Here is a 12,945-nt window from a genome sequence, read left to right as displayed (position 1 = left end):
GTCAAGAACGGGCTCTCCGGCCCGTTCCACAAAGAATGAGTCTTCTTGTGGAACAGGCCGAAAAGCCTGTTCCTAAAAAAGTAATTGAGAATGGTGCAATATCTCAGTTAAAACGAACCGCTTCGAGGTGCGTTAGCGAAGCGGCGCGTAAGCGCTAGGGCGCGAAGGAAGAGAAGAGAAAGAGTTTACAAGTTCTACGGGTAAGGTGCAGCCGCACCTACGAATACGGGTAGTGCGGAGATCCACAATGTCTGGCGATCGATCTATCTCAATCCCCAGCTAAAATAAAATAATTAACTTAAAACATCTATCATATTAGATATCTATCTTGAACAACCTTACTTGCCTGGAAATAGAAGTCGCTCAAACAACGCTGAGATTAGCAATGTTGGCGGGCTTAACACTTTTAATCGCCTTTTTTGTGGCGTCAGAACTAGCATTAGTATCAGCAGATCGCCATCAAATCCGCCAACTTGCCCAGTTGGACGATCGCCCAACCGCTAAAACTGCCGAACTCGTCCACCAAGCTCAAAACAACATACCGCATTACCTGTCTGTGACTCAAACTGGCACAACAGCAGGGAGTTTGCTGTTGGGTTGGTTGGGTGAGGGCGCGACTGTACACTGGATCGAACCGTGGATCGACAAATTGCCGATCGGTCATTTTTCGGCCGTGCTGACTGCTCATTCGATCGCAGTTCCCGCAGCTTTTATCCTAGTAACTTACGTAGAAATAGTCTTAGGAGAACTAATCCCGAAAGTATTAGCAACCCACGCCCCAGAACGCACCGCTTTGCTGTTGATGCCGGCCCTCGAACTCTGCTCAAAATTACTGTGGCCGCTGCTAGCAATTCTCAACGGTACCGTCCGGCTGCTGACCGGTTGGATTACCAGTAAAGAGTCTCAACCGCTGCTGTTACCTTCCGAAGCAACTCTCGTTCAAAAAGATGCTCATTCGGCACTAATTTCTGGCCTATGGGAAGTGACAGCAGTTAACGAAAAACTCGGGTTAAACCTGCCGACTAACCAAGCTTACCAAACAATCGCCGGATTCGCGATCCACAATTTAGGTAAAATGCCCAATCAAGGCGATCGGCTAGTGTGGGGCGAGTTGGAAATAGAAGCAGCAAATGTAGTAGAAGGCAGTTTAGAAACCGTGCTGCTGCGTCAGGTAACTCGCCCCTTATTTGAGACTCAGCAGCCAGAACTTGTGTTAAATTGATCCTAAATCAGGCTTAAATACTTCCTCGATCTATGTATGTGAGGTGGGAGCATCTCATATTTGTAAAAATACTTCTTCTGGCTCCTTCCTTCTTCTGGCTCTTTCCTTCTTCCTCTTTCCTTCTTCCTCTTTCCTTCTGCCTCCTGCCTCCTGCCTCCTGCCTCAAAACTCCAATTTCTAGCGGAGGGCTGCAAAGGTGAGATGCTCCCTGTGAGGTTGTAATTAGTCGCTCAGTGCGACAATGTACCAAAAATCTGCAAATTGCATAAAGCACAGTTTATGAGGTGGATATGCTGAAAACACTTTGGGCTACTGTTCGACAAGGGAAAATTGAACTGCTGGAGTTATCAGAGTTACCCGAAGGGGCAAAAGTATTAGTAACACTCTTACCTGATGATGAAGCTGAGTTTTGGCTTCAAGCGAGTCAAACATCACTAGATAGAGTTTTGGACAATACTGAGGATTCAGATAGTAGTAAATGAGCTGTCAAATACATGAGTATGTCATTGCGAGTGAAACGAAGCAATCGCAAGGTTTATTATAGCTTTACTTCTTGTGATATACCAAAGTTTATTTACACATACCTACCTTCGCTTAATTTAACCGTTCCAAGATCCATTCATAGTGCCTCTTAAAGCTTTCTAGAACTTTCTGGGAAACTTCTGTATCTTCGATACACATTCTGATAGCAGAATCTTTACAATCCATATCACCAAGCACATAAATTCTCAGATGTTTGGGAATAGCATTGTAAGCTTCTCGCAAGCTACTTTTATTTTCTTTTGTTGGGAATGTTAGGAATTTAGCAAAGGCTTGAACACAAGTATCTGCAACTGTTTGCTTTCCCTGAAGCCGGTTTATCGTATCTTCTACTTCTTTTACAAAATCATCAATCTCTATATAAAACTCTAAAGTCGAATTTCCGTAGTAGAGATGGTGACAGCTTATCCTCGCACCCTTGGGAACTTGGGTAACAACCCATCCCTCGGCAACTTTGGTTTTGAATTCCTCAAAGTTAACCCATTCCCAACAATCGATCATACCGTCTTCAAAAACTCGGATGATGGTTTGGTAGTAGTCGCCGTTGTGTATAAAGGCCGACAACCCTTTACCCCGAATTATTTCTCCATTTTCACCGTTTCTATATAATTGAAGCATTTCTTTTGCCCTTAACAATCAAGCGTATTCCAGTAGGGAAACGGCACTGCCGTCTCCTCTTACGGACACGGCGCCGTGCCCAAGGGGTGTCAACTTAAGGTAAAACCCATAGTCCGGCAAGGGTTGAAACCCCTGCCTCAAAGCGAAAGTCCTCTCAAAGAGGACTAATGAGTTAAGAATTCTTCTTCTCAGTCCTCTTTCAGAGGACTTTCGCTATTAGACAGGGAATTCATTCCCTGGCGGACTGCCGGGTGAGCGGGAGAACTGGCGGACTAAAAGCTTAAGTTGACATTAATGGGCAGTGCCGTTTCCCTACAGATATCGCCTACTCCGCCTTCGTTTACCCCACAGCCACCTTAACGGCACCCCCAACCAACTGCTCGTAATCCGCCAACAACCACTCCGGCAAACAAGTATTCGCATCCTGAACCCGTAACAGTCCAGGGCGACAAAACAGCATCGCCGCCAACAAATTATTCACCGCATTAGGCGTTCCAAACCCTTTACTCAACTCAACAACCAACGAGTTAAAAAACTCGCGATCGCTCTCATTCAATGGCTCCTTAATAAACCCGCTGCCCAACATTGCTTTGTAACCCTTACCAAAATCGCTCCGGTACAAAACTTCTACTTGTTCGCCGGAAACGCTCAGCCACAAATCGGCAATTTGCTTGCGAATATGCCGCAAATCTGCTATTACCAATTCAGCCGTCGGGTCGATTTCATAGAGATTGACCGCAGCAGTTAATTGATTGAGAAACTGCGGCATATAATCTTGTTTGACAACTGTTGGTTCTGTTGTCGCGAATGCGCTTTCAAACACCTTTTCGTAATCTTCAAGCAACCACTGCGGCAAGCGGGTGCGAGCATCGGGAACCAGCATTTTTCCGGGTACAAAATACAGCATTGCCCCCAGCAGAGCATTGATAGCTTGAGGCTGCACCAACCCTTTGCTAATTTCAGTCAATCTCTGCAAAAACTGCTGTTCGGCTTCAGTCATTGATTCTGCTTGCAAGCCGCAGCTAAGTATTGCTTGATATCCCTTGCGAACCTCTCCTCGGTAAAAAGTTTCGAGTTTCTCTGAAGGAACAGTCAGCCAAAAATCAGCCATTTGTTTTCGGATTTGGCGGAGTTCCAAAACAACCGATTCGTCTGACGGATCGATGCGGTAAAGATTGACGCATCCTAACAGTTGATTCGCAAATTGTGGCGATTGAATGTATTGAGCTAGCAAGTCAGAAGTAGACTCAGACTTGGCGGCGGCTTCCGTCTCAAAAACTTGTTCGTAATCCCCAATTAACCAGTGCGGCAAGCGGTTGCGAGCGTCGGGAATTCGCATGGTTCCCGGCGGGAAATACAGCATCGCGGCAAGCAAGGCGTTGACAGCTTTGGGATGCACTAATCCTTTGCTAATCTGGGTTAATTGCTGCAAAAACCTTTGTTCGCTTTCGATCATCGCTTGACGTTGGAAGCCGCTCTTGAGCAGGATTTGATAGCTCTTACCTGAAGCGCTTTTGTAGGCTGCTTCGAGGTTTTCGGCGGGAACGTTCAGCCAAAAATCAGCGATTTGTTTGCGGATTTGACGCAGTTCGGATATTGCTGAGATGTTTGAGGAGTTTCTTTGGTAAAGGTTGACGGTGTTCGAGAGAATTTCGTCGAAATCTGGCTGCTTGGGAATGCTATCCTGTAAGTGGCGCGATGCTTCCAGGTGGCTGCTTTGCCATTGGCCAAAGAGTTCTTGGAATAATTTGCCGATCGCCCCAGAGTATGCAACACTGTCAAAACAAGCCGGATTAGCTTGCATTTTCTGCTGAATTTCCTGGCGATAGCGCTGCCGAAGTTCAGGATTAGTGCCGAGGGTAACTGCTAGTTGAATGTAAGATGCTTCGCTATTGGCAATTAAATCAGGCATAGAGAGCGATCGTACCACCGCAGCCCCCATTCTCGATCGCAAAGTATCACCATCCCTAACCACAGTTGGAAGTCCCACCTCTAACGGATCTACAAGCGAAGTAGTCCCCGCATAGGGATAGGAATCTAAATAAACATCTCCCAACTTCAAAACTTCTTTAACATCCGCACGGTTAGGAAAACTCTTCAACACGCGCAAACGATTACTCTCAATGCCATACTTAGCAAAAACGGCTTTCATATTATTCACAAAAGCCCCCCCAGGATAATGATTAGTCCAGCTAGGGCCGAAGGGCATTAAAAACAGCACAGAATTAGGAACAGCCGCCATAATCTTTGCCCATGTTTCCCTTAACTCCGGCACTAGCTTATACAAGTTCGCACTCGAAATAAAGACCACCGATTCCTCGGAAATGCCGATACTATTTCTGGTGAAATTAATGTTAGGAGTGTAAGGTTCGAGGGTATAGCTAAAACAGCAGCCAGGCCCGTCAATAGTTGCTAATTGCTCGCGATAATGCTCCTGTCCTTCAAGTGCAGGTTCCATCAACTTACCAGCAATGTAATAGTCAATGTGTCGCATTCCTGTGGTAATGGGAGAATTAAAACACGTAGTTTGTACCCGCGCTAAGCGATGCAATGCTAGTAAACTAATCGGATGAGTAACCGCAGTAATATTGGTAGCAATCAGCAGAATATCTAAGTCATCAGCGCGGATTGTCTGAACTTGACTTGGCAAGTCATTAGATAGTTTAACCAGCCTGTCAGCGCGACTCTGACAATACTGTTCTAGTTTATTCCCGTCGAGATTGAGAGCGTACAAAATAATTTCAAATTGCTCTCGATTCAGATATTCAAAAGCTGGCAAAGTAGCGAAAGTTTCCGTCATCGCCCCGAAATGTTTAGTCAGGACACCAAGGCGAATTTTCGGCCTATTCGCAGGTCTAGCCGGAAAAATGCAATCAATCGCAGCGCCACGATTTTTCATGGCATATTCAATAATATCTGCGCGCTTTGTGTATATATCCTTGAGATTTTCACTATTGAAGTACAGAGGAATAAAGTTAGCGCTTTGAGTAAAAAACCAGGCGATGTCCTGCCAGACTTGTGAGTTTGGGTTCTTGAAGATATTGCTATGCAAATAACTGACCCATCCCTGCACATACCGACAATAATTGTCAGCCTCTCCTATTTCTTGAAAGAGAGTAGGCGCAGCAAACATAAATTTGAGGTAGTCGTTGACAAACCAGTTAGGTATAACTGCATTTTCATAGTTCAGCATTAACTGATCTGCACGACGATAGAGGGCGGCTGCTAGTAGGTAGTTAATATCTTTGGGATTTTTAACTCCCTGGGAGAGATGCGATGCTAGTCGATCGATAAATGTTTTTTCTGTGTCCGTAAATGGGTCATCTTTAATGGCACTATTGAGTAGCATTTGATGTGTCTTGCCTAGTTCGCTGGCATAAGCATTTTCTAGTTGCTCAATAGGTAAACTCAGCCAAGTTTCAGCAAGTTGTTTGCGAGATTTATGTAGTTCATTAAGAGGCTGTGTTGTTAATCCAGGATGTTGTTTGCCTAACGCTGTATACTTATTAAACGCTTCCTCTCTTAAGTTTTGAGGATAGCGATCGTCTACATGAATTTTGTGATAAAATTTATACCAATCTGATAAAATAGTCTGTCTAGTTTCAGAATTTTTCCGAGTTTGTTGACTAGGATGAATCCGAAAATGAGAAAGAGTCTCATAGACAAACCCAATTTTATATTGGCTCATAATTCGGAGCCACATTTCAACATCCACAAGCTGACATAAATCAGCATCAAAAACTCCTACTCGATCGAAGACGTTCTTCTTAATTAATATCGTAGTTGGTTCTCCTATTTTGTTAATAGGATCGCTCAATAACTGAGGTTTTTCTAGCAGTTCTTGTCCTGATTGAATCGCTTTCAAATTCAACCAAGCTTTGTAGGTGTCTTTGGCATTTTGATAATCTGGCATATAAGCAGAATTAGCTTCAGCACCCCCAGACATCAAAATATTACGAGGTGAGAAAACTAAGCCGATTTGTTCGTCTTGTTCCGCTAAATTCACCATTTTTTCTATACAGTCCGGTTCTAGTAGATCATCTTGGAACAAAAATTTAATATATTTCCCTTTAGCTTGGGATATACAGAAGTTCCAATTTTGGACTAATCCATATTGATGATGATTTAAGATCGTAATTTTAGCTGGATACTTTTGTTGAAATATTTTTGCTATTTCTACTGTTTTGTCAGTTGAGTTATCATCGGAAACAATTATTTCTATGTGAGAATAAGTTTGGGCAATTGCACTTGCTAGCGCTGCTTCTAGAAATTGTTCACCATTGTAAGTAGGAATACAAACACTGACTAAAGGCATTTGTCTCGCTAGCTGTTTGTTAGTTTTAACAGCCTCTTGAGGAGTTTGTGGCTTTTCTTTGCTGAAAATGAAATCTTCTAAGAGTTTAGTACACACTTCATCAGAGAGAAGTGGGGGCGTTTGTACACCTAATGTTGGCATTAATTCTGTCTGAATAAAGGTTTTAAGCTGCTGATGCCAGCCATATCTTGCTACTGTATTTAGAAGTGAGCGAGATGCTTTGACATAATGTGGAAAAATAAAACTGCGAACATGAGTGAGATAAAAATTAAAGTCTACTTGTATTTTTTGATGAAATTTTAGACGAGCTTCGGCAAATCCTCGTGTCAGCGCCAGGTAAACACATTCAATCAGTCTTTCTGGAGGCAAATCAGTCATTTCTAAAACTTGTTCTGATGACAGTCCCCAGTATTCTAAGTCATGTGCGATCGAGGCATATACTGATGTTGATGCCAGTAATAACTGAATCATGGGCAGTGGTTTTGCCCAATCTGTCAATGCTGTTTGTGTCACTCCACTCGAACAACCGATAAAAAGAGAACAATATTTTGTTAATTCTGCATTTTCTCGTAGACTTAAGGTGCTACCATCAACAATTCGCGCATCTACTACCGGAACTTTAGATTTAGATGAAAGAATAATACTACAATCTGGCACAAGAGACAGCAATCCCTGGGCAAAGGACAAAGCAAAATCAAGTGTAACAAATGATTGATTACTGCTGGATGCACACTCAAACAAAATTATATTACGGCGGTTCTGTAGGTTGTGTTGTTCGGCAAATATTCGCACTTTTTCTACTTCCGTTTGGCGTAGTCTCAAGATATTTTGTAAAGGAACTGTAATTGGTTTAGGATAGCCTCGCAATAGAGAAACTTTCGTTGTCCCATCATAATTTTGAGTATTTCCTGGGTAAATTTGTGTGAAAAATAATTCATCAAATTCACCCTGCTTAACCCGCTTTTGTAATTTTTGTTCAAACTGATACCAAGCAGCAAATATTTCATTCCAATTTTCGGCTGGAAATTCCCAAATTTCATCCACGAAGGGATTTTCTTCGATTATGCTACGACAAAGAGATGAAATTGCCCAAGTTAGATGACATCCTGGATAGTCATGCTTGATTTGTCGAGCTACAACAGTAGCATGAAGACAATCACCATTTAAACCTAGTTGTCCCAACAAAATTCGTTTGCCAGAATTATTTTTCGGAAAATCAGGAGTAAAAAAACCAGACCAAGAACGTTCTGTTTGCAAACGCGGTATCTCAGTTTCGAGAAATTTCGCGCTTCCCTCCATAACCACAACTTGGTCAAGGCAAGGATTATTTTGCAACATAATCTCACTTTCGGAAGTAATGAACCATGTAATTATGCAGTTTGGTTCGCTATTTTTTAGATTTTGCGCTGTTTCCAGATAGGACAATATTTCCTGTGGTCCAAAAACCGCAAAACCGTAATGTTTGTGCATCGGTGTATAGGGATAAGAAGCGGGCTGAGATAATGGTTTCATCATGGAAATACCTAAAGGTGGATTATGATTTTATATGGCGTCGATCATCATAGCTGCGAGTTGTCGCAGGTCAATTTTGGGTTGCCAATGTAGGCTGTCCATTAGCGCAGGATTGGATACTAATCGTTTATATTCCGGCTGAAAATTTTCAGCTTGTTCTAGATATCGAGTCCAATCCAAACCCAGGTGTAAAAAGCAGACTTCTATCCAATCTTTTATAGAATGAGTTTTGCCGGAACCGATAACAGCTTCAAAAACATTTTCCTGTTCTACCAGCGTCATAATTCCCTCTGCTACATCACCGGCAAACGTCCATTCTTTCTCTACATTAACATCGCCAATTTGAAGTTTTTTCTCAGATCCCTGAACAATACGCTTAGCGGCGACTACAATTTTTTGGCTGACATGATTTGGCTTTCTGAGAGGGCTTTCATGATGGAATAAATATCCTACATAGGCTTTGATACCGAGACTTCTGTAATATCGGGCAGCATAAACTGATTGGATTCGAGCAACGGCATAAGCACTACTTGCTTCAAAACAAGTATCTTCAGAAATGGGATTGCCATCATTATGAAACTGAACACCGCTACCTGTAATAAAAACTTTAGAATTGGCGCTATGCTTGTAAACCGCTTCTAAAATATTGAGTGTACCTGTCGAAATTGCTGCATGATTTTCAAACAGCGCATCGTGTCGTGTTGTTGATTTAGCAGCTAAGTGAAATACGTAGGTTGGTTGGTATTCTTTTACGAACTCCTCAACCTGTTTGTAGTCAGACACATCGCCACGCATCCAATCTCCCGATCGCGATACAGCTACAGGTTTAATTCCTTTAGCGTTGCACAACTGATGGAGATAGTATCCATCTTGTCCGTTAGCACCGAAAATAAGAGCGTTCACAGTTTATTTTTCTGAAAAACAAAGGTGGCAAATGTATAGCGACATCCTTCATAAATAAAATCGGGTTTCGGACAATCCCATTGCGGAACGTCAGGGAAAACACAATTTTTTAATAAAGGCAGAAGTCGCTGTTTGAAATCTTTCTGCGTGTACAAGCGAAAGTCCACTCCCGGAATCCGATCGCCCGGTTTATACTGGTCATTATAATCGCAGGTTAAAACGGCACTACCTCCAGGTGCCAGAAGTTCAGCGATTTGCATCAGAAACAACTCGTCATTTTGAACGTGTTCAATCACAGATGTTGAAAATATAATATCATAGCTCCCTTTAATAGTAGACGGCTTGTGGAAATAAGTGTTGAGATCGCAGTTAATCGCCGGATCGATTTCTTCCAATTGGTAGCCGACTTGCTTCAGAGCAGCAGCAGCACTATCTTCATGACTGCCAACACATAAAATTTTAGGCTTGACTAATTGAGAAGCAAATTTGTCTACCGTATCCAATATAAAGGCTTGCTGAATATTAGCTTCCGGTATTTTCCGCGCCATCATCTCAGGAACTAGTGCAAATAACTGATTAATCCTAGGTGCGTACTGCGATCGCGCGGCATCATCCAAGATCCGATTGAATGATGTTACATTGGGAATCCCAACATCTAAATACCTCTGGCTGTGGGACTTCTGTGGCTTTTCTAATACTTGAGCAAGTATACGCTCATAATCCAAAATGAAATTAGCTTCGCTCCATTCATTGTAAAATGGCACCAGCGGTGCAATACCGTTATCAACAATTTGTTTCAAGCTGGAATCTTCTATACAAATTGAAGGCTTGGCCGAAACAATATGTCTGAACATATTGCTTTTTGTAATGGCGATCGGTCTTTTGACAGCCAGCGCGTGATCGATCGTACTCGATATACCGCGATTCTCAAGTCTGTCATAAAAGAAGGCGTTTAGCGTATTTTGTGCTAGAAAATCCAGTAATTGTTCTTGACTGAGAAAATCGTGACTTAAACTTAGTTTAATTCCCGGCTTGAATATCGACTGCTGACATCGTTGGGCGATCGCAACTGCTTTACTTCCATCAGCATCGCCAAAAGTTGCAAAGGGAATATGCAGCCTAATCAGTGCCTCGTCATACTCTTGCTGTACGGTAGCAATCAGCTTTTCAAATCCTTTTCCTTCCAGTCCAAATCCAAAACTACCAATAGTTGGAATCTCTGGTAATTTGTGATTATTCGTATACGGAGCGATAATTCTTCCTGTTTTAAAGACAATTGGATTCTTGAGCTGTAACGTCGGATCTGGACCGATATGGTACTGAAAGATGGAATTATTTGATACATCTGCTAGGCGCTGCGTGACTTCGTGAATAATCCCGATGTGTGACCCGTTAATAGATTGCAGTATGCTCTTATTCACCCAAGATAATGTTGTGGGATGATAGTTGTAGATAATTGCTGATGGTTTTACCTGGTTGACGCGATAGAGCAACTCTTCAGCACTCGAACATTCGGCATATACGAAAGAGTATTTGGTCGAATTTTTGAGCGTTTTTGCTATATTAAAACCGTATTCATGCACGCCACAATTAGTTTTTGTGTGCGAGATTATCAAAATTTTATCCAGCAAGTTATCCCGATCTTTACTTACCGATTCTGTCGGAAAAATTGATGCCTTCGTAGCTACGAGATTGGCATTCTTAACTGCTGCTGTAGAGAAGGTAATATCTGCCACAATCTTGGTCAGCCATTGTTGGACTTCGGCATAATTCTTGGCATAAACCACCGGATTTTCCAAGTTATCCCAAAGCTTCTCTGCTAAGTCCCAGCCAACAATACAACGAGGCTTATATCGATTAATTTCCGTTTGGCAAGCCGCGTTTATAGCGCTTCCTTTCATCAACAAACCAATAGATTTGTCTCCTATTTGCGATAATTCTTTCAGATTCATGCCGCTGCAATCGACCAGATTTGCAGCCGGAGATTTAGGTGGAGCCGAACAGTAAAAGTTGAGCTGAGGAAAATCCGATGCTATTTGCTTCAGGTGTTCGTTTAAATAGAAATAGCTTTGATTCGAGAAAACTTCCCCGTTTTCTACTAAAATACTATTGGCTCTAACTGCTATTTCCGGTTCTGTCCGTCCAAAAAAGGCGATCGTCGGGGTATGAATCGGTATCGGCAGAAGATATTGATGATTCAGGCCATGCTGATACATCTGGCGATTAAAGGTATGAACGTTATTTTGGTACGTCATACCGTAGAGTTTTAAAATATCATCAAAAACGCCAAACCACATATTGACAAATATGGCAGTATCGGGGCAGTTTGGCGTTGGTTCCGTGCCTTTGTATTCCTGACTTTGATAAAGCGTGATCGGCAAATCTAAATCCTGCCAAAGATAAGTAGAGACTTCAGCGCACTCCAGGGTAATTTTCGCCCCGGGAAAAGTAATTCTAACCGCCTGAATTACGGCTCTTGTCAAAATTACATCGCCGCTGTGAAAACTGTTATGAATGAAGAAATGTGTCATAGCTTTATCCTGTTGTGCGCTGTCTTGTTTCTTGACTTAGTATTTGATAATTTCCACGTTAGGCAAAGGGAAGATTAGACCAACACCCCTTTGCAGTATTTCTTCCTCGCGCTTGAGAAATTCTTCCTTAAAATGCCACGGCAAGACTAAATAATAATCCGGCTTCATTGCCCTTGAATCCGCTTCGCTGACAATCGGAATGTCAGTACCGAGCGTATAGGCGCCGTATTTATCTGGGTTTCTCTCCGCCGCTACATCTATAATGCGATTGTCGATTCCGCACCACTGCAAAATTGTATTGCCTTTAGTCGATGCACCGTAAATGTGAATGCTCTTACCTTCTTTTTTCAACATTTTTAGCAGCGAAACTAACTGCTCTTTATGCACGTTGATCCTGTCTTGAAAATTTTTGTAGGGTTTGTCGGTATCCAGCTCCATGTCAAATTCGGCCTGACGTAATAGCTTGATGCGCGTCACAGCTTCTTGTTTTTTGAAGGCAAAGTTGTCAAGATGCGTTGCATAACAGCGAATGCTACCGCCGTTGATGTCGTTAAGTACGGCATCTACTATTTTCAAGTCAGCTTGTTTCAGTATATATTCCAGCACTGCTAAACTGTAATATTCCAAATGCTCGTGACAAATTGTGTCGTAAGAATTCATCTTGAGCATGGATGGCATATAAGACATCTCAAAGACCCACAAACCCCCAGGAGCAAGCGCTTTTTTGATTTCTTTGCAGAAGCTTACCGGATCTTCCAGGTCATAAAACATGGCGATTGACGTAATAATGTCAAATTTTTCGCCTTGTAAAACCTTGGTGAGTTCTTCGGAAGGAAAAATGTCTTGAATTGCAGTAATGTCTCCGGTTATTTCTTGAGCTACGTCTGACGGATCGACACCAAATTTGATGAAGTTTTGCGGATAGCACTTTAGTAAAGTGCCGTCATTACAGCCAATATCTAAAACACGAGCATTGCTTTTGCCAATCAGGGATGCTGCTTCTTCAGTAATTCCCTGCAAGTGATTTCGCATGGTTGCGTTCGTGCCGGAACGATACCAGTAGGCAGAATATAAAACTTCCGGCGGAACCGTATGTTCCATCTGTAATAAACCGCAGGCTCTCTCATCTTTGGTGGGATCGCAACGCACTAGAGAAAGGGAAATTTTTCTCAGGGGTGGTTCTTCTTTCCCTGGCTTGACAAAGGAACCTTGCAAATACTGTTCGCCTAAATTAATGACTGGGGTGAGGGCTGAAGAACCGCATACCCGACAAGTTTTACGATGACCTAAGTGCATTGTTTTAC

At 42.5% G+C, this 12,945-nt stretch carries 7 protein-coding genes; 2 read left to right on the top strand and 5 right to left on the bottom strand.

Annotated features, from left to right (window positions below):
- Positions 1–328: 328 nt before the first annotated feature.
- Both QT990_RS09980 and QT990_RS09975 read left to right on the top strand, forming a co-directional pair.
- Entirely contained in the window at positions 329–1,222 is an 894-nt protein-coding gene (locus QT990_RS09980) for a CNNM domain-containing protein (protein WP_333465185.1), read from the top strand.
- 290 nt (positions 1,223–1,512) lie between these two features.
- Positions 1,513–1,704: a hypothetical protein gene (locus QT990_RS09975; RefSeq protein ID WP_333140819.1), complete on the top strand. Its 192-nt coding sequence runs from the start codon at positions 1,513–1,515 to the stop codon at positions 1,702–1,704.
- Between the two features lie 112 nt (positions 1,705–1,816).
- On the opposite strand, the gene QT990_RS09970 is transcribed toward QT990_RS09975, so the two are convergent.
- The 5 genes from QT990_RS09970 to QT990_RS09950 all read right to left on the bottom strand — a co-directional run bounded on the left by QT990_RS09970 (position 1,817) and on the right by QT990_RS09950 (position 12,937).
- Positions 1,817–2,380, bottom strand: coding sequence for a DUF7638 domain-containing protein (locus tag QT990_RS09970; protein WP_333140821.1), 564 nt, complete (start codon positions 2,378–2,380; stop codon positions 1,817–1,819).
- Between the two features lie 340 nt (positions 2,381–2,720).
- Complete coding sequence (locus tag QT990_RS09965) at positions 2,721–8,210, bottom strand: glycosyltransferase (RefSeq protein WP_333465184.1); 5,490 nt, start codon at positions 8,208–8,210, stop codon at positions 2,721–2,723.
- A 27-nt stretch (positions 8,211–8,237) separates the two neighbouring features.
- Positions 8,238–9,110, bottom strand: coding sequence for a GDP-mannose 4,6-dehydratase (locus tag QT990_RS09960; RefSeq protein WP_333465183.1), 873 nt, complete (start codon positions 9,108–9,110; stop codon positions 8,238–8,240).
- Positions 9,107–11,641 (bottom strand): methyltransferase domain-containing protein, encoded by a 2,535-nt coding sequence (locus QT990_RS09955; protein WP_333465182.1) that lies wholly within the window; start codon positions 11,639–11,641, stop codon positions 9,107–9,109. The genes QT990_RS09960 and QT990_RS09955 overlap by 4 nt, the downstream gene beginning before the upstream one ends.
- 36 nt (positions 11,642–11,677) lie before the next feature.
- On the bottom strand, positions 11,678–12,937 hold the full coding sequence (locus QT990_RS09950; protein WP_333140829.1) for a class I SAM-dependent methyltransferase: 1,260 nt from the start codon (positions 12,935–12,937) through the stop codon (positions 11,678–11,680).
- Positions 12,938–12,945: the final 8 nt, after the last annotated feature.

Origin of the sequence: Microcoleus sp. T3_B1, from assembly GCF_036700445.1 — a bacterium.
In the GTDB taxonomy this organism is placed as follows: Bacteria; Cyanobacteriota; Cyanobacteriia; order Cyanobacteriales; family Microcoleaceae; genus Microcoleus.
The sequence above is the reverse complement of the archived record's forward strand: the minus strand, read 5'-3'. Positions and strand labels throughout refer to the sequence as shown.